Origin of the sequence: Streptomyces sp. NPDC019937 (assembly GCF_040631655.1) — a bacterium.
Taxonomy (GTDB): domain Bacteria; phylum Actinomycetota; class Actinomycetes; order Streptomycetales; family Streptomycetaceae; genus Streptomyces.
In genome coordinates this window covers 16,882-41,543 of record NZ_JBEYAL010000031.1, presented here as the reverse complement: position 1 = coordinate 41,543, position 24,662 = coordinate 16,882, and the positions used below count along the sequence as shown (strand labels likewise).

The following is a 24,662-nucleotide window of genomic DNA, read 5'->3' as shown; positions in this document are numbered from 1 at the left end:
CCCCTTCGCTCAGCGCGCGGGCCGCTCGCGCAGCATCCGCCAGGCGGGGACCAGGGCCGAGGCGAGCGCGAGGGCCACCGCGCCCGCGGCCGCGGCGAGGAGGAAACCGGGCGGGCCGCTGATGTGGACGCCGCCGGTCAGCGCCATGCTGGTGGCGGACAGCACGATCGCGGCGACCGCCGCGCCGAGCACCACCCCGCAGCCGGCGACGACCAGGCTCTCCCAGGCCACCAGGGCCAGGACGTTGCGCCGGGTGGCCCCGATCAGCCGGAGCATCGCGAACTCCCCGGTCCGCACGAGCGTCGCCATGACGACCGTGTTGGCCAGCGCGAGCGCCGTGAAGGCGGCGATGAGCGCGCTGAAGAGATAGACCGGCCAGGTCTCCTCCACCGCGCCCGCCGCTCCGGCCTCGCGCATCTGGGCGCGGTCGGCCGCCCGGGCCGAGGGCCAGCGCTGGGTCAGCCGCGCCAGGTCCCGGTCCAGGGACGGCCGGTGGTCCGGGCCGGTGATCAGGTAGACGGCGTCCAGCAGCGGGTCGGGGGTGTGCGGGCGCAGCACGGCGGCGGGCACGACGAGGTCGGCGAAGCCGAGGGAGCGGTCGAAGCGGGCGCCGATGGTCAGCTCCTTGCGGGTGCCGTCGGGCAGCCGCAGCCGGATCCGCTCGCCGGTCTTCCAGCCGTACTCCTTGGCCTGCTCCTCGCTGACCGCGACGGCCCGCCCGGCGGTCAGCCCGCGCAGATCGCCGTCCTTCAGGTGGATGTCCAGGGCGTGGGTCACGTGCGCGTCGGCGCCGAGCGCCCGCGCGGTGACGCTCTCCGCCTCGTCGGTGTGCACCGAGGTGCGCACCCAGGCGGTGCTGGTCGAGGAGACCGCGGTGACGCCCGGCAGCCGCGCCGCGTCCTCGGCGACGCCCGGCGGCAGCCCCTCCGCGTCGTGCGGCAGCAGCACATGACCGGCCGTCAGCCGCTGCCCCGCCCAGTCGGCCGCCACGCTCTGCTGGGTGGTCTGCATGAACAGCGCCGATACGGCGAAGCCGACCATCAGCACGATCGGCACCGCGGCGGCCGCGACCTGGCGCGGCGCGGCCGAGGTGTTGGCCAGCGCCAGCTGCCCGGTGCGCCGCGAGAAGGCCCGTAGGAGCGCTCCCACGAACGGCGTGAGGGGGCGGACCAGGGCGGGGCCGAGCGCGCCCGCCGCGATCAGCAGCGTCAGGACGCCCCCGAACGCCAGCCCCGCCCCGGACACCCCGCCCATGGAGATGCCGAACGCCAGGAACAGCCCGGTGAAGACGAGGAAGGCCAGCCCGGTCAGCAGCCGCGACCGCGGCATCCGCCGCTCCGGCGCCGCCGCCTCGCGCAGCGCCTCGGCCGGGCGCACCCGGGCGGCGCGGCGGGCGGCCGACCAGACGGCGAGCCGGGTGATGACCAGCCCGGCGACGGCGGCCCCGGCCAGCGGCCACGGCCCGACCTCGACCGTCAGCTCCTGCGGCGCGATGCCGAGCGAGACCAGCGCGTCGGCCAGCGGCCCGGCCAGCGCGGCGCCCGCCGGGATGGCGATCGCCGCGCCGACGATCGCGACCAGCAGCGTCTCCCAGCCCAGCATCCGCTTGATCTGACGTGGTGTGGCCCCGATCACCCGCAGCAGCGCGATCTCCTGGTAGCGCTGGAGGATCGCGAAGGCGAAGCCGCCCGCCATGACGAACAGGGCGACGAACACCGCCAGCGACCCCATGGACACCACGAAGACCAGGGTGTCGATGAAGAGCACGTCGCTGGAGGAGACCTCCGCCTCACCGGTGTCGGTCAGCACCTCGACCGCCGGGCCCGCCCCGAGCGCCGCGCGCACCCGGCCGGCCACCGCGCCCGGATCGGCGCCCGCGGCGGTCGTCACCGCGATCGCGTGCACCCGGCTCCCCTCCGGGGCGAGCCGGGCCGCGGTGTCCGGCGCGAAGAACAGCGCCGACTGATCCTTCGTCAGCCCCGCGCGCGGCCCGGCGACGATGCCGCTCAGCCGGTACGTACGGCGGCCCTCGGCCCCGGTCAGCACGGTCACGGGACCGCCGACCCGCAGGCCCCCGCGGCGCGCCGTGGCCGCGTCCACCACCACCTCGCCGTCCGCTCCCGGGGCCCGGCCCGCGCGCAGCGTGTACGGGGTGACGCGCGCGCTCGCCCAGGAGTGGCCGTAGGACCGGGTGCCCTGCTCGGGAGTGACCGGGCTGCCGTCCGAGCCCACCGCCTGCGCGTAGAAGGCCAGGTCGGGGACGGCCGAGCGGACGCCCTCGACGCCGCGCACCCGCTCCACCAGATGGGCCGGCACCGGCGGGCGCGGCACCAGCGGCGCCTCCACGTCGCCGAACCCGGGCCGGTGCTCCTTCCCGTCCAGACCCACGTCGGAGTTGCCCACGACCACCAGGGACGCCCCGTGGAAGCGGTTCGGCTCGCCATGGCCGTGCAGCGCGGACTCCAGCAGGATCCCGGCGGAAGTGAGCAGCATCAGGGCCAGCGTCACCGCCGCGAGTGACCCCGCGAACAGGGAACGCCGGGCGCGAAGCGTACTGAAGGCGAGCCGCAGCACGGCGCTCCTCATGTCGTGATTCGTGTCGACCCAGGGGTGTCTAGGCAGGATCCTCCGGCGGTCTGTCCGAATTCTGTCCACCGTCTGTCCGACTGGGCCGTTCGTGTCGGCTGGTCCGGACCGGTTCGCGGGACAGCCGTACCCGTCCCATGGTCCGATATCACCCATGGAGTTCGAATTACTCGGCGACCTCACGGTTCGTAACGGCTCCGGCCTGGCCCTCGCCATCGCCGGAGCCCGGCCGCGCGCCCTGCTGGCCCTGTTGCTGCTGCACGCCCCCTCGGCGGTCAGCACCGGCCGCATCCTGGACGAACTGTGGACGGGGGCACGGGCCAAGGACCCGATGGCGGCCCTCCACACGGCGGTGGCCAAGCTCCGCCGCGCCCTCCAGCCGCACGCCCCTGGCCTGGTCGTCACGGGTCCCGCGGGCTACCGGCTGGACCTGACCGGGCACACGGTCGACGTGCGGCTGCTGGAGGGGGAGCTGGCCCGGGCCCGCGCCGCCGAGGACCCCGGCCGCCGGGCGGCACTGCTGCGCGCCGCGCTCGACCGGTGGTCCGGGACCCCGCTCGCCGGGCTGCCCGCACTGCCGTTCGTCCAGGCCGAGCGGGCCCGGCTGGAGGCCCTGCGGCTCACCGTCCTCGAAGAGCGCGCCGACGCCGAACTGGCCGCGCACGCCACGGCGGGCGGACTCGCGGGTGGAGCGGATCCGGCCGATCTCGTCGAGGCGCTGCGGGCCGCCGCCCGCGCCGACCCGGACCGGGAGCGGCTGCACGCCCTGCTCATCCGCACGCTCCAGGCGTGCGGCCGGCAGGCCGAGGCCCTGGGGGTGTACCGGGCGGCCCGCGCCGATCTGCGCGAGCGGCTGGGCATCGAGCCGGGCCCGGAGATGCGCGCCGCCCAGCAGGCCGTCCTGCGCGGCTTCTCCCCCACCGGAACCGCGGCGGGCCCCGGGAACGGCACCCCGGCCGGGGCGGCGGCGGGGAACGGCACCACGGTCAGCGCGGCGCACGGGAACGGCACCACGGCCGGGGCGGTCCGTGCGCGGCGCGGCCCCGCGCCCGATCCCGCCGCCCACCCCAGCCTCCCGTCCGGCACCGACTTCGTCGGGCGCGGCCCCGAACTCGCCGCCGTCGCCGCCCAGCTGGCCGAGGCCCGGCTGGTCACCGTGACCGGCACCGCGGGCATCGGCAAGACCCGGCTGTCCCTGGCCGCCGCGGCCCGCGAACAGGAGGCCGGTGCCACCGTCTGGCGGGTGGACCTGGTGCCCTGCGCACCCGCCGACGTACCCGGCGCCGTCGCCGCGGCACTGGGCATCGCACCCGGCCCCGCCGAAACCCTCGCCGACCGGATGCGGCTGGCCATCGAGCGCAGCCCCCGATGCCTGCTGCTCCTCGACAACTGCGAACACCTCACCGACGCCGCCGCCGGCCTCACCGCGCGGCTGCTGGAGCACTGCCCCCGGCTGCGGGTGCTGGCCACCAGCCGTGAAGGGCTCGGCGTGGCCGGGGAATCCCGCCTCGCCCTGCGGCCCCTGACCGGCCAGGACGCCATCCGGCTCTTCCTCGACCGGCTCGCCAGGGTCTCCCCGGCCGCCGCCCGCGCCGCCGACTGGGACGAGGTCCGGGACCTGTGCGAGGCCGTCGACCGGCTTCCGCTCGGCATCGAACTCGTCGCCCCCAAGGCCGCGTCCACCCCGCTGCCCGTCATCGTCCGCCAGCTCCGCGGCCGCCGCGGACTGCTGGAGGTGCCGCTGCGCTCCGCCGACGCCCGCCACGGCACCCTGCGCGCCGCCCTCGACTGGAGCTACCGCCTCATCACCGACGAGGAGCGGGGGGTGTGGCGGGCGGTGTCGGTGTTCGCCGCGCCCTTCACCGTCGACGCCGCAGAGGCGGTCGCCGGGCCCGGCGCGGGCGACACCCTCGCCCTGCTCGCCGAGAAGTCGCTGCTGGTCTACGACCCCGGCCCCGGCGGCCCCCGCTACCGCATGCTCGTGTCCCTGCGCCAGTACGCCCGGCAGGCGCTCGCCGAGCGCGGCGAGGAGACCGGCTGCTTACGCCGCCACGCCGACTGGGTCGCCGCCCTCGCGCAGCGCACCGACGCCGCGCTGCGCACCGGCAGCGGCCCGGCCGCCTTCGCCGAGATGACCGCCGTGACCCCCGAAGTCGCCGGATGCCTGGACTGGCTGCAGGACAGCGCCGACCCCGCCGACCGGCTGCTCGGCTCCCGCATCGCCACCCATCTCTCCCTCTACTGGATGGCCGCCGGCCAGCGCCAGGAGGGCCACCGGCGGCTGCTGCGGGCCCTGGAATCCACCCCGCCCACCGTCGGCTGGTACGCCGAGATCCTGGCCTGGTGCGGCTGGCTGGGCGTCAACATCCGCCGCGCCGGGGACGACGACGAACTGCTGCGCCAGGCCCTCCCCGCCGCCGAGAAGCGCGGCGACCCGGCCCAGGTCACCCTGGTCGGAGCGCTCGCCCTCACCGTCCACGTCCGCCAGGAGCGGCTGGCCGAGGCGCGCGAGGTGGCCCGGCGCACCGCCGCCGCCCTCGACGAGCACGGCCACCGCTGGGAGACCGGGGTGTGGCAGCTGTTCCACAGCGAACTCCTGGTCGCCGAGGACCAGCGGCGCGCCGCCCTCACCTCCGCCATGACCGCCCGGGAGCTGCTGACCACCCTCGACCCGCACTCCGCCGCCACCGCGCAGATCATGACCGGCATGGCCTACGAGCGGCTGGGCGAGCGCGCCCTGTCGGTGCGCGCCTTCCGCGCCGCCCACGACGAACTGCGGCTCATCGGCGCCGAACACGAGGCCGCCTACGTCAAGGCCGTGCTCGCCTACGCGGCCGCCGGCGACGGCGAATGGGACGACGCCACCTCCTTCGCCGACGCCCTGGAGACGTACGCCCGCGAGAGCGCCGAGGGCTATCTGCTGGCCAAGGTGGAGACCGTACGGGCGCTGGCCGCCCGCGCCCGCGGCGACCTCGAGCAGGCCGAGCGGCTGCACCTGCGCGCCTCCGAGCGCTACCGGGGCGGCAACCGCCCCGAATGCGCCGCCCACGACCTCACCATGCTCGGCGTGGTCGCGGCCGAGCGCGGCGAATCGGTGCTCGCCCAGGTCCGCTGGGAGCACGCCCTGCGCACCGCCCGGCTGTCCGGCCGCCGCTACGCCGAGGCCCTGCCGCTGCGCGGCCTGATCGCCCTGCGCGAGGCCCAGGGCGACGAGTCGGCCGCCGCCGAGCTGCGCGACCGGCTGGAGCGCACGGTCCGCGAGGCCTCACCCTCGCGCACCACCGAGTGCCCGTTCCATCTCGCGGTCTCCTCGGTCGCGTGCGACGCGACCGCCCGAGCCGTGCCCGGTCGTTGACGCCCCCGCCGCCGGGTCGCGGGGGCCCGCCCGCGACCCGTTGTCAGTGGCGCGTGCGAAGGTGGCGACACCTGGGGGAAGCACAACAAAGGGAGGGCAACCGCCATGAGCTGGCACAGGGAGCTGCTGATCGGGTTCGATCCGGAGACGACGGGCACGGACCCGCGCGAGGCGCGGATCGTGACGGCCGCGGTGGTCGAGGTGTTTTATCCACCCACCCCGACAACGTCTCAAGTGCCTCAGCCCGCAACCGTGAGCGGGGCCCTGCGATGAGCTGGACGAGCCAGCCGCTGGCGGCCTTCGACCTGGAGACCACAGGAACGGACATCGAGAGCGACCGGATCGTCACTGCGGCGGTGGTGACCGTGGCCCCGGACGGGCGACCTCCGGAGCCACGGACCTGGCTGCTCGACCCCGGGGTGGTGATCCCGCAGCAGGCTTCGGCCATCCACGGCATCTCCACCGACCACGCCCGCGAGTACGGGACGCAGGCAGGGCCGGCGATCGAAGAGATCACCTCGGCCGTTGCCGAGGTGCTGAACTCGGGGACTCCGCTGGTGGTGATGAACGCGCGGTACGACCTCTCGCTCCTGGACCGCGAGTGCCGACGGCATGGGATACGACCACTCGGTGACCGATTGCGCGGAATCGCGTCGCCGGTCATCGACCCCTTGGTCCTGGACAAGCATGTGGATCGGTACAGGAAGGGGTCGCGGAATCTGCAGGCCCTCTGCGCGCACTACGGCGTGACGCTCGATGACGCGCACAATGCCGTCGCGGACGCCGTGGCCGCGGCACGTGCCGCGCGGTCCATGGGGGTCAAGCACACGGCCATAGGAGCGTTGGCACTGGCGGACCTGCATGATCTTCAGATACGGGCGGCAGCCGAGCAGGCCGCGTCGCTACAGAAGTACCTTCGGCGTACGTCTGATCCGAAGGCGACCGTCGAGTCGGCCTGGCCCGTCATCCCGTATGTCGGCTGACGGCCTGGATCCATCACCGCTGCGACGAGCTACGGGGCTTGCCCCCCAGAGTGTGCCTCCAAGGCACGACGCTTCGCGGTCGGCGGCGTCAAGTCGGACGCCACGCTCTTCCTCCCGTCCTGGCGGTCCGGGCCCGGAAGTTCCGGCCAGCACAGCGGCGCGGCCTCCTCGATACGCAAGCCGGTGGTGACCAGCAGCTCCGCCATGACGACGTTGCGTTCCGCGTTACGGCCCCGGAAGGACGGGTCGGTGGCTCCCGAGGGCCGTTGACCGCGCAGTCCGACATCGCGGAAGGCCGCGTATCGAGGTGCGGAGAGGAACTTGACGTCCCCGCGCCTGGCGGCGCTCTCCACTGCGCGGTTGTGGCGAACGGGCACCTGTCGACCGAAGTCGGCCGATCGTGAGCTGTCGTGGTACTTGAACGGCGTCCGCGTGACCAGGCCTTCGTCCGACGCCCAGTGGTAGAACGTGTCCGGGGCCGCGCCGCCCCGATTCCAGGGCTGCGTTCGCTGAGCGAGCGGCTGGGCGGCGCGCCGACCGGTCCGGTCGTGGATCCGTACACGATAGACCGCGCCGTCGACCGCTACCGCCAGGGCACCCCGGACGCGGTCGTGGACGGCGGCCGGCCGCTGCGCGAGGCGCGGGCGGCGGTCGGGTAGTCCCCGCGCCACCGATGAGTTTCCGCAGCCCGGCCGGTCCGTACAGGTGAGGGGGAGCGGACCGGAGAACCGGAGAAAGAGGAGAGCCACCGATGACCGACCGGACGGACCAGACGGACCAGACGGGCCGCATTGATCTCGGCCCCGCGGCCCAGCGGGTAACGACGCTGCTCAGCGGCGTCTCGGACGACCAGCTCGGGGCGCCCACCCCCTGCGGGGACTACTCCGTGGGAGAGCTGCTCGACCATTTCATGGGGTTCACGATCGGCATGCGCGACGCGGCGCGGAAGATCACTGGCGGGCCGGGCCCGCAGCCCCGGCCGGGCCGGGGGTCGGCCGAGGGGCTGGACCCCGGCTGGCGCCGGGAGCTGCCGCGCCGGCTGGACGACTTGGCCGCGGCCTGGCGCGACCCGGCCGCCTGGGAGGGCACCACCCAGGCCGGGGGCGTCACCATGGCCGCCGACGCCATCGGCCTCTTCGCGCTGGACGAGCTGGTGATCCACGGCTGGGATCTGGCCCGCGCCACCGGCCAGCCCTTCGACTGCGACCGGTCCAGTGCCGAGGCCATCGTCGGACTGCTGTCCGCGTTCCCGGAGGAGGCGCGGGGCGGCGGGTTCGGTCCCGTGGTGACGGTGCCCGAGGACGCGTCCGTGCTGGACCGCGCGGTCGGGCTCAGCGGCCGCGACCCCGCGTGGCGGGCCGCGGGCTAGAACGGGTACCAGCGCACCGACGCGTCGCCCTCGCGCAGTGAGGCCACCCGACGGCGGAACTCGGCCAGTGCCGCCGGGTTCCCCGGCGCGTGCTGGGCCACCCACGCGCAGCTGGCCGTCTCCCGCGCGCCCCGCAGCACCGCGCAGCCGGACCACTCCCGCACATCCCAGCCGTACGCCGCGGTGAACTCGTCGTACGCCGCCGCGCCGAGCCCGTAGCGGTCCCGGGTCAGCTCCATCACGACGAGGTCGTGCTCGCGCAGATCGGTGGCGAACGTCTCCAGGTCGACCAGGACCGGACCGTCCGGCCCGATGTGCACGTTGCGCGGCAGCGCGTCGCCGTGGATCGGACCGGGCGCCAGCTGCGGGGTCAGCTCCGCCGTGGCCGCCGCGATGTCGTCGCGGCGGGCGCGCAGATACGCGGCGTCCGCCGGATCGATCGCCTCCCCGGCCAGCCGCAGCCAGCGTTCGACCCCGCCCAGCAGATCACGGCGCGGCAGCGCCAGGTCCGGCGGCGGTTCCGGCAGGGCGTGCACCCGCCGCAGCAGCGCGGCGAGGTCGCGCGGGCCGGCGGGGCGCTCCGGCGGCGGGAGCCGCTGCCAGTAGGTGACCAGGTGGCCGTCGTAGGCGCGCGGCTGCTCCGCGCCGCCGAAACGGCGGTCCGGACGCACCGCGGGCACCCCCTCCCGGGCCAGCCAGTCGGCGACCCGCAGCTCCCGCGCGGCCCGCTCCCGTACGCCGAGGTCGCGGCTGACGCGGACCACCAGGGAGAGGCGGTCGAGGGCGAAGACGGCGTTCTCGCCGAGCGCCAGCAGCCGGGCCCCGGCGGCGTCGGCCGTGCCGTGCGGCAGTGCGGCGCCGAGCACCGCCCGCGCCCGTTCCTCCGTGAACCCCGCGTCCGCCACGCCGTACCTCTCCGTCGCCGAACCGGGTCCCGGACCGCCCGGCCCCGGACGGCCCAGTCTCCCATCCGGCAGCCCGCGCCCCGGAGGCGAACCGAGCCCTAGGTGTGCTGTCCCGGCACGTTGGTGACAGGCGACGCGCCGGGACAGCACACCTGGTCCGGGTCCGGCGCCACGGCGGGGCGGCCCCGGGCCGCCCCGCCGTGCCCCCTTCCCGCATCCGCGGTGCTCGCCGCGACGGTCCGCAGGAGGTACGTATGACGCCCCGCCCCCTCATCATGCTGCACCACGCGGGCGGCTCCGCCGCCGTCTTCGACCGGCTCGCCGAGGCCCTGCCGGACGGCATCCAGCCGCTGCCGCTGGAGCTGCCCGGGCGCGGCAAGCGGTGGCGCGAGGCGCCCGTCACCACCATCGAGGACGCGGTCGACGACCTGCTGCGGGCGGTCTCCGGACACCGGGAGGACATCGCCGTCTTCGGCCACAGCGTCGGCGCCTACCTGGGCCTGTGCCTGGCGGCCCGGCCCGCGGAGACCGGCGGGCCGCGCTGCTCCGCCCTCATCGTCTCCGCCAACGCCGGCCCGGTGAGCGCCGAACTGCCCTGCGAGGGCTCGCCGTTGCTCACCACCGACGAGGAGATCTTCGACATCGCCGAGAAGTCCGGCGGCACGATCTCCCCGCGGATCCGCGACCACCCCGTCCTGCGGGAGCGCACCGCGGCCCTGCTGCGCGCCGACTTCTCGCTCGGCGACTCGTTTCTGCGCAAGCGCCGGGCCACCACCGTGGGCACCGAGCTCGTGGTGTGCTGCGGCGCCGATGACGTCTTCACCGACGCCCAGCTGGACAGCTGGCGCCACAGCACGACCGGGCGGGCGGAGATCACGCCCCGCCTCCCCGGCGGCCACTTCTACCTCGAACGGCCCGCCCAGGCCGCCGCGTTGGCGCAGACCATCGCCCGTACGCTGCTGGGACCGGCCGGCCGCACTCCTTGACGCGCGCCGCGCCCCGTCCGCAGGATGACGGCGTGACACCCACGACCGCGACGGCGCGGTCCGACAAGCCTCCGGCCCGCGGGCCGGACGGCGGCGGCGCCCCCGCCGCGCGGCGGGGGCCGGGAACCGGCCACGGCGCGTGGTTCCTGGTGCTGCCCGCGCTGCTGCCGATCCTGCTGCTGAGCGTCGGCCCGCTGCTGTACGGGATCGGGCTGGCCTTCACCGACGCCCAGTCCGGCCGGACCGAGCCGACCCAGTGGGCGGGGCTGCTCAACTTCCAGGACCTGGCCCGCGACACGCTCTTCTGGGAGTCGTTCCGGATCGGCCTGGTGTGGGCGGTCGCGGTGACCGTGCCGCAGTTCGTGCTGGCCCTCGGGCTGGCGCTGCTGCTGGCGCAGAACCTCCGCTTCCGCTGGCTGGCGCGGGCCCTGGCGATCGTGCCGTGGGCGATGCCCGAGGTCGTCGTCGGCATCATGTGGCGGCTCGTCTACCACCCCGACGCGGGGCTGCTGAACGACACGCTGGCCACCGACCGGGACTGGCTCGGCAGCCTCGCCACCGCGCTGCCCGCCGTGATCGTCGTCGGCGTCTGGGCGCGGCTGCCGCAGGTGGCGGTCACGCTGCTGGCCGCGCTGGGAGGCGTACCGCGGGAGCTGCACGAGGCCGCGGCGATGGACGGCGCGGGCGCCTGGCGGCGCTTCCGCACCGTCACCTGGCCCGCCATCCGGCCCGTGGCGCTCGCGATCAGCGCGCTCAGCCTCATCTGGAACGTCAACTCCTTCGCGCTGGTCTACGTCCTGACCGGCGGCGGGCCCGGCGGGCGCACCCGGCTGCCGATGCTCTTCGCGTACGAGGAGGCGTTCCGCTACGGGCAGTTCGGGTACGCGGCGGCCATGGGGTGTGTGCTGGTCGCGGTGGTCTCCGTGTTCCTCGCGCTCTTCCTCGTCGGCCGGCTCAGGGGGGACGACGCGTGAACCGGGCCGCCGCGCCGCGCAGGCGTCGGGCCGCCCGCGCCGGGCAGTACCTCGCCCTGCTGGGCTATCTCGTCTTCCTCGCGTTCCCGCTGCTGTGGCTGCTGTCCACCGCGTTCAAGCCGCCGCGCGAGCTGATGAGCCCGGACCCCAGCTGGATCCCCGGCCACCCGACGCTGGACAACTTCCGCCAGGCGTTCGACGAGCAGCCGCTGCTGCGGGCGGCCGCGAACAGCCTGACCGCCTCCGTCGCCGCCGCGGCCATCACCGTCGTCATCGCGACCCCGATGGCCTACGTCATGGCCCGGCACCACCGCTCCCCGCTGTCCCGGGCGGCCACCGGCTGGGTCGTGGTCAGCCAGGCGTTCCCCTTCGTCCTGGTGATCATCCCGCTGTTCCTCGTGCTGAAGAACCTGTACCTGATCAACTCCCTGTCCGGCCTGATCATGGTGTACGTGGTGTGGTCCCTGCCGTTCGCCCTGTGGATGCTCGCGGGGTACGCCCGGGCCGTGCCCAGGGAGTTGGAGGAGGCCGCGGCCGTGGACGGGGCGGGACGGCTGCGCGTTCTGGTGTCCGTCACCATGCCGCTGCTGGCGCCCGGCCTCGTGGCCACCGCCCTCTTCGCCTTCATCACCGCGTGGAACGAGTTCTTCTTCGCACTGGTGCTGCTCAAGACGCCGCAGAAGCAGACCATGCCGGTCGTCCTCACCCACTTCATCGGCGCGGAAGGCGTCGCCGACCTCGGGCCGCTGGCCGCCGCCTCGCTGCTCGCCACCCTGCCCTCGCTGGTCCTGTTCGCCGTCATCCAGCGGCGGATCACCAGCGGGACCCTGGCCGGGGCGGTGAAGTCCTGATGCGCCGCCGCACGCTGCTGACCGGCGCGCTGCTGGCCGGATGCGCCCCCGCGCGCCGCCGGGCCCGCGGGGGAGAGGTGGTGCTCCGCTTCCAGTCGCTGGCCTGGCAGAAGGAGTCCGTCGAGGCCAACAAGCGCCTGGTGGCGGAGTGGAACGCGGCCCACCCCGGCATCAGGGTGGACTACGTCCAGGGCAGCTGGGACGGCGTCCACGACCAGCTCCTCACCTCCTTCGAGGGCGGCGAGGCGCCCGACATCATCCACGACGCGGCCGACGACCTCGCCGACTTCGCGTACGGCGGCTGTCTCGCCGATCTGCGGGGGCTCCTGCCGGACCGATTGACGGCCGACATCCCGGCCCACAGCTGGGCCACCACCACCTTCGGCGGCGGCATCTACGGCGTGCCGTTCCTCCAGGAACCGCGCGTGATCATCGCCAACCGGAGGCTGCTGGAGCGGGCACGGGTGCGCATCCCGACCGTGCGCGACCCCTGGAGCTGGGCGGAGTTCGAGGACGTGGCGCGAGCGCTCACCCGGGACGGGACGTACGGCGTCGCCTGGCCGCTCAAGGAGCCCGTCGCCGCGACCCTGGGCCTCGCCCTCTCCACCGGCGGCCGGATCTTCCACCGGGGCGCCGACGGCAAGGTCACGGTCCGCTTCGACGCCGCCGACCAGCGCGTCCCGCGCGCCATCGCCCGTACGGCGGCCAAGTCCACGCTCGGCATGGGCGGTTCGGACACCCTCCCCGGCTTCTTCGGCGGCAAGTACGCCATGGTGCCGCTCGGCTTCTCCTACCGCCAGCAGATCGTCCAGCAGGCCCCCGAGGGCTTCGCCTGGACGGTGCTGCCCGCACCCGCCGGGCCCGGCGGCGACCAGCGCCAGGGCGTCAGCCCGCAGACCCTGTCCATCGCCGAGGACAGCCCGTACCAGCGGGAGGCGGTCCGCTTCCTCGACTTCTTCCTGCGCCCGCGCAACATGGTCCGGCTCGCGCTCGGCGACTGGATGCTGCCGACCGGCACCGCTGCGCTGCGCGACCGGGCGCTGCGCACGCCCGAGCACGGCTGGGCGACCGGCACGGCGCTGGCCGACCACCTGCGCCCGGCCCCCGCCCTGTCGGTGCGCGGCTATCCGGAGTGGAAGGACAAGGTGGCCACGCCCGCGCTGCAGGAGTACTACAGCGGAGCCATAGGAAGGGAAAGACTGAGAAAAAGATTGATCAAGGACGGAGGGCTGGTGCTCGCTCGATACCAGCGCTAGGGTGTGGGCAGGTGTGTCGATAGTTGCATGGGGCAATTGACCTCGCCTAAGTTCCGCACCATGACCTCAGCGATGCGTGCCCAAGAGCCCGCTCATATAGCCATGTTCGGCATAGCGGCGCACGGGCACGTGAACCCCAGCCTTGAGGTGATCCGCGAGTTGGTGGCCCGCGGTCACCGGGTCACTTACGCCATTCCCGCGTCGTTCGCCGCGAAGGTCGCCGAGACCGGCGCCGAGCCCAGGACGTACGAGACGGTCCTCTTCCGCGACGAGATACCCGAAGGCGCCGAACTCATCGACTACGTCGAGCCGTTCCTGACCGAAGCCATCCAGGCGCTGCCGCAGCACCTGGCGGCGTACGAGGGCGACGAGCCGGACCTGATCCTCTACGACCTCACGGCCTACCCGGCGCACATCCTCGCCCACCGCTGGGGCGTCCCCGCCGTCGAACTCGCGCCGAGCTTCGTGGCCTGGGAGGGCTACAAGGAAGAGGTCTTCGACCCCCAATACGGGCACTTGCGCAACTCCGAGCGGGGCCGGGCCTACTACGCGCGCTTCCGCGCCTGGCTCGCCGAGCACGGTCTGCCCGGCACCGACCCCGACCGGCTCACCGGCCGCCCCCGCCGCTGCCTCGCTCTGATCCCCGAGCTGTTCCAGCCCCATGCCGACCGCGTCGACCGATCCGTCTACTCCTTCGTCGGCGACTGCCACGGCAGCCGCCACGAGGAGGGGGAGTGGCGCCGCCCGGACGGCCTCGCCCCGACGGACCGCGTCCTGCTGATCTCGCTCGGCTCGACCTGGACCAGGGAACCCGGCTTCTACCGCGCCTGTGTCGACGCCTTCGGCGATCTGCCCGGCTGGCACGTCGTCCTGCAGATCGGCGAATACGTCGACCCGGTGGGCCTCGGCGGCCTGCCCGCCAACATCGAAGCCCACCCCTGGGTGCCGCAGCCCAGCGTCCTGCGGCAGGCCGACGCCTTCGTCACCCACGCGGGCGCGGGCGGCAGCCAGGAGGCGCTGAGCCGCGGTGTGCCGATGGTGGCCGTGCCGCAGGCCGTCGACCAGTTCCGCAACGCCCAGACCCTCCAATCGCTCGGCGTCGCCCGCCAGTTGCCCAAGGAAGAAGTGACGGCGGAAACCCTGCGCGAGGCGGTCCTCGCGCTCGCGGACGACCCCGGGGCGGCCGCCCGCTGCGCGGAGGTCAAGGCCCGCATGGCCGCCCAGGGCGGCCCGGAGCTCGCGGCCGACCTGATCGAGGACGAACTCCCCGTCGGTCCGCTCAGCGGCCCGGGGCGCCCCCTGCGGCCAACTCCCGTACGAGCGTGACCCCTTGCCCGGTCGGCACCCGGGCCACCGCCACCTCCCGCCCGTGCGGGTTCTCCGGCCCTCTTCCGGTCCAAGTCGCGTACCGGTAACGGGACTTGTCATGATCGTCCCGAGAAGACGTTGCATATGTCACACATGGACCAGGATCTTGAATTGCCCGGTTCCATCCGCCAGGGTTTCGTCTCAGCCCGGAGTGATCCGAACACGCTCCGGCGCCGGCGCGCCCGCGTGAGCGATCACCGTGCGCGCGATCCCCCCACAACCGCACGAGGAGGATCCCTCGTCATGGCAGTACACAAGCAGCGCAACGCGCGTCGACTCACCCTGGCGATAGCCGCGGCGGGTGCCGTCACCGCCGGTGCCTTCGTGGCCGTCCCGGCCGGCGCCGCCACCGCGAAACCCGCCGAGGGCACCGTCTACGGCACCCAGGCCAAGAACGCCGTCGACGGCAGCTACATCGTCATGCTCAAGGGCGGAAAGACCATCAAGGCCGCCGCCCAGGGCAAGGACCTGGCCGAGGAGTACGGCGGCAAGCTCCGCCGCGCTTACGACTCCGCCGTCAACGGCTTCTCCGCGGACGGCCTCAGCGAGACCGAGGCCAAGCGGCTGGCCGCCGACCCGTCGGTGGCCAAGGTCGTCCAGAACCACCGCTACTCCATCAAGGCCACCCAGGAGAACCCGCCGTCCTGGGGCCTGGACCGGCTCGACCAGGAAGACACCAAGGGCGACAAGAAGTACACCTACCCGGACGGCGCGGGTGAGGGCGTCACCGCGTACGTCATCGACACCGGGGTCCGCGCCTCCCACAAGGATTTCGGCGGCCGCGTCACCTCCGGCTTCGACGCCATCGACAACGACGACGACGCCGACGACGGCAATGGCCACGGCACCCATGTCGCGGGCACCATCGCCGGTACCGAGCACGGTGTCGCCAAGAAGGCCAAGGTCGTGGCGGTGAGAGTCCTGGACGACCAGGGCTCGGGCACCACCGAGCAGGTGGTGTCCGGCATCGACTGGGTCACCAAGAACCACAAGGGCCCGTCCGTGGCCAACATGAGTCTCGGCGGCACCGCCGACGAGGCCCTGGACGCGGCCATGCAGAAGGCGATCGACTCCGGTGTCACCTTCGCCGTCGCGGCCGGCAACGAGTCCGCCGACGCCGACCAGAGCTCGCCCGCCCGGGTCAAGGACGCGATCACCGTCGCCTCCAGCACCGACGCCGACGAGCAGTCCGACTTCTCCAACTTCGGCAAGGTCGTCGACCTCTACGCCCCCGGCTCGGACATCACCTCCGACTGGAACACCGGGGACGACGCCACCAACACCATCTCCGGTACGTCGATGGCCACCCCGCACGTCGTGGGCGCCGCCGCCGTCTACCTGAGCGGCCATCAGGACGCCAAGCCGGCCGACGTGGCGAAGGCGCTCACCGACGGCGCCACCGCCGACAAGATCTCCAACCCGAGCGAGGGCACCCCGAACAAGCTGCTGAAGGTCGTCAAGTAGCCCCGGGGCCTTCCCCTCACACCTGACCCACCCGGCCGCCGCACCCACCCCACTGGGCGCGGCGGCCGGCTCCCCGAAGGCCGAAGTGGCCCACGGGATGAGCGGGCGATTGTCCCAGGGCCGCAGGTCAGTGGCCGATTAGGCTCGCGGCCATGACCACTGCGCACACCGGTGCCCCCACCAAGGTCGATTTCTACTTCGACCCCATCTGCCCCTTCGCCTGGATCACCTCCCGCTGGATCCTGGAAGTCGAACGCCACCGCGACCTCGACCTCCGGTTCCGGGTGATGAGCCTGTCGGTCCTCAACGACGGCCGCGAGGACCTGCCCGAGCGCTACCGCGATCTGCTGGACAAGGGCTGGGGCCCGGTCCGCGTCTGCGTCGCGGCCGCACAGCACCACGGCGAGGAGGTGCTGCGGGATCTCTACACGGCCCTCGGCAGCCGCCTCCACTCCGGCACCGCCGAGGACGAACCGGACCACCAGACCGTGATCGAGGAGGCACTGGCCGAGGTGGGGCTGCCCGCCGACCTGGCCGGGGCCGCGCACTCCACCGCCTACGACGACGCCCTCCGCGCCAGCCACCACGAGGGCATGGACCCGGTCGGCGAGGACGTCGGCACCCCCACCCTGCACATCGAGGGGGTGGCCTTCTTCGGCCCGGTGCTCTCCTCGATCCCCCGGGGCGAGGACGCCGTACGGGTCTTCGACGGCGTGCGGCTGCTGGCGGGCTACCCGGACTTCTTCGAGCTGAAGCGCACCCGCACCGGCGGCCTCGACTTCAGCTGAGCCCGTGGCTCAGGCCGTCAGCAGGACCCGCCGCGCCACCCGGGCCTCGTCGTAGCGGCCCAGCAGCAGCCGGGCCAGTTCGGGGGCCGGGCCGAGGACGTCGGCCAGGACGTCCGCGCCCGCCGCCTCGGCGCCGTGGGCGATGCGGTCGGGGAGGCGGCCGGGGGCGATGACGTACGGGGCCACGGCCACCCGTTCGACGCCCTCGGCGCGCAGGGCGCGCACCGCGTCCTCGGTGCGGGGGAGGGAGGCGGAGGCGAACGCGGGTCGCACGGCGCACCATCCGGTGTGCCGCCACTCCCGCGCGATTTCAGCGATCACCGCGATCGCCTCCGGGTCGGTGGAGCCCGCCGAGGCCAGGACGACGCCGGTCCGGTGCCGGTCGGCCGGGCGCAGCCCGGCCTCGTACAGGCGGTGTTCCAGGGCCTCCACGAGCAGCGGGGAGGGGCCCAGGACACCGGCCTGGCGGACGGTCAGGCGGGGGTGGCGGGCCGTGGCCTCGCGCAGGACCGCCGGGATGTCGGCCTTCGCGTGGAAGGCGCGGGTGAGCAGGAGGGGGAGGGCGATCACCTCGTCCGCCCCCTCCGCGGCGAGCCGGTCCAGGACCTGGCCCACCCGGGGCGCGTTGAACTCCAGGAAGGACGCTTCGACGCGCAGCCCCGGCCGCAGCGACCGCACGCGCGCGCACAGCGCGCCGACGGTCGCCGCGTGGCGGGGATCGCGGCTGCCGTGGGCGACGACGAGGAGGGTCGGGGCAGACATGGTGGGTTCCGTGGTTTCCTTCAGCGGGCGTTCGGCGCCAGGCCGCGGTTGCGCAGGACGCGGCGCTCGATGGGGGCGAAGATCAGCAGTTCGATGGCGATGCCGACGACCAGGATCATGATGATGCCGAGCAGCACGCTCGCCATGTCGGAGTTGTTGCGCGCGTTCTCCAGGTACTGGCCCAGGCCCAGGCCCAGGTCGGGGGACTTGGCGATGATCTCGGCGGCCATCAGGGAGCGCCAGGAGAAGGCCCAGCCCTGCTTGAGCCCGGCGACGTAGCCGGGCAGCGACGCGGGCAGCAGGATGTGCCAGGCGCTGACCAGGCCGCGGGCGCCGAGGGTGCGGCCGGCGCGCAGGAACAGCGGGGGCACCCGGTCGATGCCCGCGACGAGGCCGTTGGCGATCGAGGGCACGGCGCCGAGCAGGATGACGGTGTACATCATCTGGTCGTTGAGGCCGAGCCAGATGACCGCGGGCGGCACCCAGGCGACCGAGGGCAGCGACTGCAGTCCGGAGAGGATCGGGCCGAAGGCGGCACGGACGAAGTTCACCCGGGCGACGATCAGCCCCAGCGGGGTGGCGATCGCGAGCGCGATGAGGAAGCCGAAGAGGCCGCGCGAGACGCTGGTCCAGATGATGTCGAACAGCTCGCCCTGCAGCCACAGCCGGCGCAGCGAGTCCCACACCAGGCTGGGGTCGGGGAGCTTGTAGTCCTCGGTGACCTTGGCCCAGACGAGCACCTTCCACAGGGCCACCACCGCGATGACGGCCACGATGGGCGGCAGCACCTTCTGGGTGAGCACCTGGGTCACCGGGACCCGCTTGATCTGGACCGTGTCCAGTGCGTCGAGCCCGGCCTCCAGGCCCTCCAGGTCCTCGGCGGACTTCTTCGCGCCGTCGGTATTCGGGGCCGTGTCGGCCGTGGCGGTCCTACTGCTGGCCATGGCGGCGGATCTCCCCACGCAGTTCTTCGGTGATCTCGATGGACAGGTCGGCGACGGCGGCGTCCTCGATGCGGCGCGGCTGCGGAATGTCCACCGCCCAGTCGCGGACGACCCGGCCGGGGCGCGAGGACAGCAGCACCACGCGCTCGGCCAGCCGGACGGCCTCGCGGACGTTGTGGGTGACGAACAGGACCGAGACGCCGGTCTCGCTCCAGATCCGGGTCAGTTCGCCGTGCAGCACATCGCGGGTGATGGCGTCGAGCGCGGCGAACGGCTCGTCCATCAGCAGCACGCTGGAGTCCTGGGCCAGCGCGCGGGCCAGCGCCACGCGCTGCCGCATGCCGCCGGACAGCTCGTGCACCCGCTTGCCGTGCGCGCCCTTCAGCCGCACCAGCTCCAGCAGCCGCTCGGCCTCCGGCCCGCGGTCGGCGCGGGGCACGCCGCGCAGCCGCAGCGCCAGTTCGATGTTCTTGCCCGCGGTCAGCCACGGGAACAGCGCGTGCTCCTGGAACATCAGGGCCGGGCGGCTGCCGGGCACCTCGATGGTTCCGCTGGTCGGGCGGTCCAGGCCGGCGATGAGGTTCAGCAGCGTCGACTTGCCGCAGCCGGAGGCCCCCAGGATGCAGACGAACTCGCCGGGCCTGATCTCCAGGTTGATGTCGTCGAGGACGGGCTGGGCGGCGCCGGGGCGGCCGAAGGACTTGTGGACGTGGTCGATCCGGACCGCTCCGGTGGAGTCGGCGGCGCCGGGCGCGGCCGGGCTCGCCAGGTCGGCCTTCTCGGTGGTCAGTGCCGGGGACATCCGGTCACCTCCTGATGGGGGCGTACGTGTGGTCACGTGCGTACGGGAGCGGGCGGCGGCTACTGGTCGCCGAGGCCCGCGGCCGAGACGGCCGGCCTGCCCTCGGACTTCAGGACCTTGTTGAGCGGGGTCAGGTCGTAGATGCCCTTGAGGTCGGGCTTCTCCAGCAGCCCGGCCTTGACCGCGTGCTCCGCCTCGGTGTTGAGGGTCGAGGCGAGCGGATCGTCGGTGACCTGGATGGACTTCCAGGCCGGGTCGATCACGTTGGCGGGCAGCGGCTTGCCGGTCTCCTCCTTGAGGGCGGCGTTCGCCGCGGCCTTCGCCTTGTCGGGGTTGGCCTTGATCCAGGCGTTGGTCTTCACCGATCCGCGCAGCACGGCCTCGACCACCTTCGGGTGCTGCTCGAGGAACGACTGCTTGACGATCAGATTGGTGATGACGAACTTCTTGTCCGGCCACAGCGACGACTCGTCCAGCAGGGTCTTGCCGCCCTCGGCGACCAGCTTGGAGGCGGTCGGCTCGGGCACCCAGGCGCCGTCGATGGAACCGGACTTGTAGGCGTCGGGGGTCACCTTGTTGTCCGAGCGGACCACGGAGACATCGCCCTTGCCGCTCTGCGCGTCGACCTTCCAGCCCTTGGAGGCGATCCAGTTGAGGAACGCCACGTCCTGGGTGTTGCCCAGCTGCGGGGTGGCGATCTTCTTGCCCTTGACGTCGTCCAGCGTCTTGATCTTCTTCGGGTTGACGACGAGCTTGACCCCGCCGGAGACCGAACCCGAGATGATCTTGAGGTTGGAGCCGTGCGACTTCACGTAGCCGTTGATGGACGGCGACGGGCCGATCCAGCCCATGTCGATGGAGCCCGCGTTCAGCGCCTCGATCTCCGACGGCCCGGCGTTGAAGACGTACGGCGCGACCTTCGTGCCCCGCAGCGCCTGCTGGATCTGGCCGCCCTTGCGCAGCCCCACCAGGGCGGTGGCGTGGGTGAGGTTGGCGAAGTAGCCCACCTTCACCTTGTCCAGGCCGTCGACCTTCTTGCCGCCGGCCGCGGGCAGTGCCGAGGACCCGGTGTCGTCGGTCTTCTTCTGCGAGCCGTAGCCGCAGCCACCGAGCGCGCCGATCAGCAGCGGAAGGACGGCGGCGGCCGCCAGCGGGCGGGTGGTGCGGCGGCGGCGCGACGGGGATGTCGCGCGGGAAGCGGCAGACGGCACGGGAGGTGTTCCTCTCAGGGGGCCGGGCGCCGCGTCAGGGGACGCCCGGCGGTTCACAAGGTCTCGGGGAAAGGGGGTACGGCACAGCGGGGAGGGCGCGGTTCAGCGCACACATCGCCCGACTCCGCCCTGACCACTGCCCCGGGCGCCGCTGCCTACGCGGCCGCCCTCCTTCGCGAACGTCGAGAACACCTCACCGGCCATGGTCAGAAGTCCCAGCCCTCGTCGTCGGCGGCGTCCTCGCCGTCCGCGGCGGACGCCTGCGACGCCTGCTCGGCGAACGAGTCGCCCGCCATGCCCGCGGTCAGCGTCGTGCCGTCCGCCGGGTCGATCAGCAGGAAGGACCCGGTGCGGCGGGACGCGGCGTACGCGTCCAGCGCCAGCGGCTCCGACGTCCGCAGGACGACCCGGCCGATGTCGTTGGCGGCCAGCTCACCCGGCGCCGGGTGGTGCGAGAGGTCGGCGAGCGTGAGCCGGGACGGGATGTCCTTGACGATCGCCTTCACCGTGCGGGTGGTGTGCTTCAGCAGCACCCGGTCCCCGACCCGCAGCGGACGGTCGTGCAGATGGCACACGGTCGCCTCGACGTCCTGGGTGGGAGTGGGCGCGTAGGCGCTCGGGGCGAGCACGTCGCCGCGCGAGATGTCGAGGTCGTCGGCGAGCCGGATCGTCACCGACTGCGGGGCCCAGGCCAGGTCGGCGGACTGTCCCAGCGCGTCGATCCCGGTGATGGTGCTCGTACGGCCCGACGGCAGCACCGTCACCTCGTCGCCGACGCGCAGCACACCGGAGGCCACCTGGCCCGCGTAGCCGCGGTAGTCGGGGTGCTCGGCGCTCTGCGGACGGATCACGACCTGCACCGGGAAGCGCGCCGGGTCCTGCGACGGGTCGGTGCCCACCGGCACCGTCTCCAGGTGCTCCAGGACGGTCGGGCCGCCGTACCAGTCCATGTGGGCGGACGCGGTCACCACATTGTCCCCGGCCAGCGCGGAGATCGGGATCGCGGTGATCTCGGGGACGCCCAGCGAGGCCGCGTACGAGGTGAACTCCTCGGCTATCGCGGCGAACACCGGTTCCGCGTAGTCCACCAGGTCCATCTTGTTGACGGCGAGGACCACGTGCGGAACCCGCAGCAGCGCGGCGACCGCGGCATGCCGCCGGGTCTGCTCCACCACGCCGTTGCGCGCGTCCACCAGGACGACCGCCAGCTCCGCGGTGGAGGCGCCGGTGACCATGTTGCGGGTGTACTGCACATGGCCCGGGGTGTCGGCGAGGATGAACCGCCGCCGCGGGGTGGCGAAGTAGCGGTAGGCGACATCGATGGTGATGCCCTGCTCGCGCTCCGCCCGCAGCCCGTCGGTCAGCAGCGCCAGGTCCGGGGTCTCCTGGCCACGGCTGCGGGACGCGTGCTCGACCGCCTCCAGCTGGTCGGCGAGCACCGACTTGGAGTCGTGCAGCAGCCGCCCGACCAGGGTCGACTTGCCGTCGTCCACCGAACCGGCGGTGGCGAAGCGCAGCTGGGAAGAGGCCGCGGACTGCTCCACCGCGGTCACCACGGCCTGCTCCTCGGCACTGAGATTGCTCGTCATGGCTAGAAGTACCCCTCGCGCTTACGGTCCTCCATCGCGGCCTCCGACAGCTTGTCGTCGGCGCGCGTCGCACCCCGCTCGGTCAGCCGGGATGCCGCGATCTCGTCGATGACCTGCTCGATCGTGACCGCGTCCGACTCGACGGCACCGGTGCAGGACATGTCGCCCACCGTGCGGTAGCGCACCTGGCGCCGCTCGACCGTCTCGTCCTCCCCGGGACCGCCCCACTCGCCGGGGGCCAGCCACATGCCGTTGCGCCGGAACACCTCGCGCTCGTGCGCGTAGTAGATCCGCGGAAGCTCGATCTTCTCGCGCTCGATGTACTGCCACACGTCCAGCTCGGTCCAGTTGGACAGCGGGAAGACGCGCACATGCTCACCGGGGGAGTGCCGGCCGTTGTACAGCTGCCACAGCTCGGGGCGCTGACGGCGCGGGTCCCAGCCGCCGAACTCGTCCCGCAGGGAGAACACCCGCTCCTTGGCGCGCGCCTTCTCCTCGTCCCGGCGGCCACCGCCGAACACCGCGTCGAAGCGGTTCTTCTCGATGGCGTCCAGCAGCGGCACGGTCTGCAGCGGGTTGCGGGTGCCGTCCGGGCGCTCCCGCAGCCGCCCGTCGTCGATGAACTCCTGCACCGACGCCACATGCAGCCGCAAGGAGTGCTCGGCGACGGTGCGGTCGCGGTACTCGATGACCTCGGGGAAGTTGTGCCCGGTGTCCACGTGCAGCAGCGAGAACGGCACCGGCGCGGGCGCAAAAGCCTTCAGCGCCACATGCAGCATGACGATGGAGTCCTTGCCACCGGAGAACAGGATCACCGGCCGCTCGAACTCGCCCGCCACCTCCCGGAAGATGTGCACCGCCTCGGACTCCAGCGCGTCCAAGTGCGAGAGCGCGTAGAGGTCGCCCTCGTCCGAACCGGACCCGGTTCCATTGATCGGAGCCACGGTCGTCATGCCAGTCCCCTCTCGCTCAGTAGAGTCCGAAGTGCCGCCGCCGACTCCTGGACACCTTGCTCGTGCGCCGCGATCCGCAGATCCGGGTCGACCGGGGCCTCGTACGGGTCGTCCACCCCGGTCAGCCCCTTGATCTCGCCCGCCGCCTGCTTCGCGTACAGCCCCTTCACGTCGCGCTCGGAGCACACCTCGACCGGCGTGGCGACGTGCACCTCCAGATACGCGGTCCCCTCGGCCTGGTGGCGCTTGCGCACCGCCTCCCGGCTGTCCGCGAACGGCGCGATCACCGGCACCAGCACCTTGACCCCGTTGGAGGCCAGCAACTCGGCGACGAAGCCGATCCGCTGCACATTGGTGTGCCGGTCCTCGCGGGAGAAACCGAGCCCGGCGGAGAGGAACTCGCGTATCTCGTCCCCGTCCAGCACCTCCACCCGATGGCCCTCGCTGCGCAGCCGCTCCGCGAGCGCGTACGCGATCGTCGTCTTCCCGGCGCTCGGCAGACCGGTCAGCCACACGGTGGCCCCGGTGTGTATCGGCGCGCTCATCTCGATCTCCTGGTCGACAGCCATCAGCCGTGCAGTCCGCATTCCGTCTTGTTGCTCCCCGCCCAGCGGCCCGACCGGGCGTCCTCGCCCTCCAGCACCCGACGGGTGCAGGGCGCGCAGCCGACGGAAGGATATCCGTCCATGAGCAGGGGATTGGTCAGTACACCCTGTTCAGCGACGTATGTGTCCACGTCCGCCTGCGTCCAGCGGGCTATCGGCGATATCTTCACCTTTTGCCGCCGGGCGTCCCAGCCGACGACCGGGGTGTTCGCGCGGGTCGCGGACTCGTCGCGGCGCAGCCCGGTGGCCCACGCGTCGTACGCCTTCAGCCCCTCCTCCAGCGGCCGCACCTTGCGCAGGGCGCAGCACAGGTCGGGGTTGCGGTCGTGCAGCTTCGGCCCGTGCTCGGCGTCCTGCTCGGCCACCGTCTGGCGCGGGGTGAGGGTGATGACGTTGACGTCCATCACGGCCGCCACCGCGTCACGGGTGCCGATGGTCTCCGGGAAGTGGTATCCGGTGTCGAGGAACACCACGTCGACACCGGGGAACACCCGGGAGGCGAGATGGGCCACCACCGCGTCCTCCATCGAGGAGGTGACGCAGAACCGCGGCCCGAAGGTGTCGGCCGCCCAGCGCAGGATGTCGAGCGCCGGGGCGTCCTCGAGGTCGCGGCCCGCCCGCGTGGCGAGGGCTTCGAGGTCGGTGTGCTGCTGAAGCTGGGTCATATCGCTGTGTCCCCTTCTCCGGCTCGGTCGCGCCGCAGGCCCTTGGCCAGCAGCCCGAGGAACGCCAGGCGGAACGCCCGATTGCAGGACGCGCATTCCCAGGCCGCGCCTTGCCCGCGGGGCCCTTCCTCCTCGGAGGGCCGCAGGTCCTCGTCCCCGCAGTAGGGGCAGTAGAACGGCGCCGCCCTCTCACTCACCGTGCCTCCCGCTCAGCCTCGGCGTGCTCCGACGCGCTGGCTTCCTTCG

At 73.3% G+C, this 24,662-nt stretch carries 22 protein-coding genes and 2 pseudogenes; 12 read left to right on the top strand and 12 right to left on the bottom strand.

Features of this window, described 5'->3' with window-relative positions; translation table 11 throughout:
• Positions 1–9: 9 nt before the first annotated feature.
• Positions 10–2,586, bottom strand: coding sequence for an FtsX-like permease family protein (locus ABZ562_RS28210; RefSeq protein WP_361484863.1), 2,577 nt, complete (start codon positions 2,584–2,586; stop codon positions 10–12).
• Between the two features lie 154 nt (positions 2,587–2,740).
• On the opposite strand from ABZ562_RS28210, the gene ABZ562_RS28205 reads away from it, so the two are divergent.
• The 3 genes and pseudogenes from ABZ562_RS28205 (at position 2,741) to ABZ562_RS28195 (ending at position 6,924) form a co-directional block, all read left to right on the top strand.
• Positions 2,741–5,941 carry a BTAD domain-containing putative transcriptional regulator gene (locus tag ABZ562_RS28205; protein ID WP_361484861.1) on the top strand — a complete coding sequence of 1,067 codons (3,201 nt, stop codon included), beginning with the start codon at positions 2,741–2,743 and terminating at the stop codon, positions 5,939–5,941.
• A gap of 105 nt (positions 5,942–6,046) precedes the next feature.
• Positions 6,047–6,145: pseudogene (locus ABZ562_RS28200) on the top strand (3'-5' exonuclease); the annotation flags it as partial.
• A 65-nt stretch (positions 6,146–6,210) separates the two neighbouring features.
• Entirely contained in the window at positions 6,211–6,924 is a 714-nt protein-coding gene (locus ABZ562_RS28195; protein WP_361484859.1) for a 3'-5' exonuclease, read from the top strand.
• 29 nt (positions 6,925–6,953) lie between these two features.
• Here ABZ562_RS28195 and ABZ562_RS28190 read toward each other — a convergent pair whose 3' ends face one another.
• Complete coding sequence (locus ABZ562_RS28190) at positions 6,954–7,277, bottom strand: hypothetical protein (protein ID WP_361484857.1); 324 nt, start codon at positions 7,275–7,277, stop codon at positions 6,954–6,956.
• 144 nt (positions 7,278–7,421) lie between these two features.
• Here ABZ562_RS28190 and ABZ562_RS28185 point away from each other — a divergent pair.
• Both ABZ562_RS28185 and ABZ562_RS28180 read left to right on the top strand, forming a co-directional pair.
• Positions 7,422–7,520 (top strand): annotated as a pseudogene (locus tag ABZ562_RS28185) (3'-5' exonuclease); the annotation flags it as partial.
• Between the two features lie 155 nt (positions 7,521–7,675).
• Positions 7,676–8,293 carry a TIGR03086 family metal-binding protein gene (locus tag ABZ562_RS28180; protein WP_361484855.1) on the top strand — a complete coding sequence of 206 codons (618 nt, stop codon included), beginning with the start codon at positions 7,676–7,678 and terminating at the stop codon, positions 8,291–8,293.
• Here the strand turns inward: ABZ562_RS28180 and ABZ562_RS28175 are convergent.
• Positions 8,290–9,198 carry an aminoglycoside phosphotransferase family protein gene (locus tag ABZ562_RS28175; protein ID WP_361484854.1) on the bottom strand — a complete coding sequence of 303 codons (909 nt, stop codon included), beginning with the start codon at positions 9,196–9,198 and terminating at the stop codon, positions 8,290–8,292. The genes ABZ562_RS28180 and ABZ562_RS28175 overlap by 4 nt on opposite strands.
• Before the next feature lie 254 nt (positions 9,199–9,452).
• Here ABZ562_RS28175 and ABZ562_RS28170 point away from each other — a divergent pair, with 254 nt between their 5' ends.
• From ABZ562_RS28170 to ABZ562_RS28140, 7 genes are all read left to right on the top strand, one after another.
• On the top strand, positions 9,453–10,184 hold the full coding sequence (locus tag ABZ562_RS28170) for an alpha/beta fold hydrolase (RefSeq protein WP_361484852.1): 732 nt from the start codon (positions 9,453–9,455) through the stop codon (positions 10,182–10,184).
• Positions 10,185–10,216: 32 nt separating this feature from the next.
• Positions 10,217–11,158 carry a sugar ABC transporter permease gene (locus ABZ562_RS28165; RefSeq protein WP_361484850.1) on the top strand — a complete coding sequence of 314 codons (942 nt, stop codon included), beginning with the start codon at positions 10,217–10,219 and terminating at the stop codon, positions 11,156–11,158.
• Entirely contained in the window at positions 11,155–12,009 is an 855-nt protein-coding gene (locus ABZ562_RS28160; protein WP_361484848.1) for a carbohydrate ABC transporter permease, read from the top strand. The genes ABZ562_RS28165 and ABZ562_RS28160 overlap by 4 nt, the downstream gene beginning before the upstream one ends.
• Positions 12,009–13,265, top strand: a complete 1,257-nt coding sequence (locus tag ABZ562_RS28155) for an extracellular solute-binding protein (RefSeq protein WP_361484846.1) — start codon at positions 12,009–12,011, stop codon at positions 13,263–13,265. The genes ABZ562_RS28160 and ABZ562_RS28155 overlap by 1 nt, the downstream gene beginning before the upstream one ends.
• A 60-nt stretch (positions 13,266–13,325) precedes the next feature.
• Positions 13,326–14,591, top strand: coding sequence for a macrolide family glycosyltransferase (locus tag ABZ562_RS28150; protein ID WP_361484844.1), 1,266 nt, complete (start codon positions 13,326–13,328; stop codon positions 14,589–14,591).
• A gap of 285 nt (positions 14,592–14,876) precedes the next feature.
• Positions 14,877–16,097, top strand: a complete 1,221-nt coding sequence (locus tag ABZ562_RS28145; protein WP_361484842.1) for a S8 family serine peptidase — start codon at positions 14,877–14,879, stop codon at positions 16,095–16,097.
• Between the two features lie 152 nt (positions 16,098–16,249).
• On the top strand, positions 16,250–16,885 hold the full coding sequence (locus tag ABZ562_RS28140; RefSeq protein WP_361484840.1) for a disulfide bond formation protein DsbA: 636 nt from the start codon (positions 16,250–16,252) through the stop codon (positions 16,883–16,885).
• A gap of 9 nt (positions 16,886–16,894) precedes the next feature.
• Here ABZ562_RS28140 and ABZ562_RS28135 read toward each other — a convergent pair whose 3' ends face one another.
• From ABZ562_RS28135 to ABZ562_RS28095, 9 genes are all read right to left on the bottom strand, one after another.
• Complete coding sequence (locus ABZ562_RS28135) at positions 16,895–17,647, bottom strand: sirohydrochlorin chelatase (RefSeq protein WP_361484838.1); 753 nt, start codon at positions 17,645–17,647, stop codon at positions 16,895–16,897.
• Between the two features lie 20 nt (positions 17,648–17,667).
• A complete protein-coding gene (locus tag ABZ562_RS28130; protein ID WP_361484836.1) occupies positions 17,668–18,591 on the bottom strand; it encodes an ABC transporter permease in 924 nt (307 codons plus the stop codon).
• Positions 18,578–19,393 carry an ABC transporter ATP-binding protein gene (locus tag ABZ562_RS28125; RefSeq protein ID WP_361484834.1) on the bottom strand — a complete coding sequence of 272 codons (816 nt, stop codon included), beginning with the start codon at positions 19,391–19,393 and terminating at the stop codon, positions 18,578–18,580. The genes ABZ562_RS28130 and ABZ562_RS28125 overlap by 14 nt, the downstream gene beginning before the upstream one ends.
• Positions 19,394–19,452: 59 nt before the next feature.
• Complete coding sequence (locus ABZ562_RS28120; RefSeq protein ID WP_361484832.1) at positions 19,453–20,604, bottom strand: ABC transporter substrate-binding protein; 1,152 nt, start codon at positions 20,602–20,604, stop codon at positions 19,453–19,455.
• Between the two features lie 206 nt (positions 20,605–20,810).
• Positions 20,811–22,193, bottom strand: a complete 1,383-nt coding sequence (locus ABZ562_RS28115) for a GTP-binding protein (RefSeq protein ID WP_361484830.1) — start codon at positions 22,191–22,193, stop codon at positions 20,811–20,813.
• Between the two features lie 2 nt (positions 22,194–22,195).
• Complete coding sequence (cysD, locus tag ABZ562_RS28110) at positions 22,196–23,146, bottom strand: sulfate adenylyltransferase subunit CysD (RefSeq protein ID WP_361484828.1); 951 nt, start codon at positions 23,144–23,146, stop codon at positions 22,196–22,198.
• Positions 23,143–23,733, bottom strand: a complete 591-nt coding sequence (gene cysC, locus ABZ562_RS28105; RefSeq protein WP_361484826.1) for an adenylyl-sulfate kinase — start codon at positions 23,731–23,733, stop codon at positions 23,143–23,145. The genes cysD and cysC overlap by 4 nt, the downstream gene beginning before the upstream one ends.
• Positions 23,715–24,416 (bottom strand): phosphoadenylyl-sulfate reductase, encoded by a 702-nt coding sequence (locus ABZ562_RS28100; protein WP_361484824.1) that lies wholly within the window; start codon positions 24,414–24,416, stop codon positions 23,715–23,717. Before ABZ562_RS28100 ends, cysC begins: the two co-directional genes overlap by 19 nt.
• The gene (locus ABZ562_RS28095) at positions 24,413–24,613 is read right to left on the bottom strand and encodes a hypothetical protein (protein WP_361484822.1); all 201 of its coding nucleotides are present in this window, start codon (positions 24,611–24,613) and stop codon (positions 24,413–24,415) included. The genes ABZ562_RS28100 and ABZ562_RS28095 overlap by 4 nt, the downstream gene beginning before the upstream one ends.
• Positions 24,614–24,662: the final 49 nt, after the last annotated feature.

Excerpts from the sequence above, each read along its gene's own strand:
- ABZ562_RS28125 (WP_361484834.1), bottom strand. The coding sequence starts at position 19,393 with ATGTCCCCGGCACTGACCACCGAGAAGGCCGACCTGGCGAGCCCGGCC.
- ABZ562_RS28140 (WP_361484840.1), top strand. The coding sequence starts at position 16,250 with ATGACCACTGCGCACACCGGTGCCCCCACCAAGGTCGATTTCTACTTC.
- ABZ562_RS28170 (WP_361484852.1), top strand. The coding sequence starts at position 9,453 with ATGACGCCCCGCCCCCTCATCATGCTGCACCACGCGGGCGGCTCCGCC.
- ABZ562_RS28145 (WP_361484842.1), top strand. The coding sequence starts at position 14,877 with ATGGCAGTACACAAGCAGCGCAACGCGCGTCGACTCACCCTGGCGATA.
- ABZ562_RS28100 (WP_361484824.1), bottom strand. The coding sequence starts at position 24,416 with ATGACCCAGCTTCAGCAGCACACCGACCTCGAAGCCCTCGCCACGCGG.
- ABZ562_RS28150 (WP_361484844.1), top strand. The coding sequence starts at position 13,326 with ATGACCTCAGCGATGCGTGCCCAAGAGCCCGCTCATATAGCCATGTTC.
- ABZ562_RS28180 (WP_361484855.1), top strand. The coding sequence starts at position 7,676 with ATGACCGACCGGACGGACCAGACGGACCAGACGGGCCGCATTGATCTC.
- ABZ562_RS28115 (WP_361484830.1), bottom strand. The coding sequence starts at position 22,193 with ATGACGAGCAATCTCAGTGCCGAGGAGCAGGCCGTGGTGACCGCGGTG.
- cysC (WP_361484826.1), bottom strand. The coding sequence starts at position 23,733 with ATGCGGACTGCACGGCTGATGGCTGTCGACCAGGAGATCGAGATGAGC.
- ABZ562_RS28195 (WP_361484859.1), top strand. The coding sequence starts at position 6,211 with ATGAGCTGGACGAGCCAGCCGCTGGCGGCCTTCGACCTGGAGACCACA.
- cysD (WP_361484828.1), bottom strand. The coding sequence starts at position 23,146 with ATGACGACCGTGGCTCCGATCAATGGAACCGGGTCCGGTTCGGACGAG.
- ABZ562_RS28135 (WP_361484838.1), bottom strand. The coding sequence starts at position 17,647 with ATGTCTGCCCCGACCCTCCTCGTCGTCGCCCACGGCAGCCGCGATCCC.
- ABZ562_RS28210 (WP_361484863.1), bottom strand. The coding sequence starts at position 2,586 with ATGAGGAGCGCCGTGCTGCGGCTCGCCTTCAGTACGCTTCGCGCCCGG.
- ABZ562_RS28130 (WP_361484836.1), bottom strand. The coding sequence starts at position 18,591 with ATGGCCAGCAGTAGGACCGCCACGGCCGACACGGCCCCGAATACCGAC.
- ABZ562_RS28205 (WP_361484861.1), top strand. The coding sequence starts at position 2,741 with ATGGAGTTCGAATTACTCGGCGACCTCACGGTTCGTAACGGCTCCGGC.
- ABZ562_RS28155 (WP_361484846.1), top strand. The coding sequence starts at position 12,009 with ATGCGCCGCCGCACGCTGCTGACCGGCGCGCTGCTGGCCGGATGCGCC.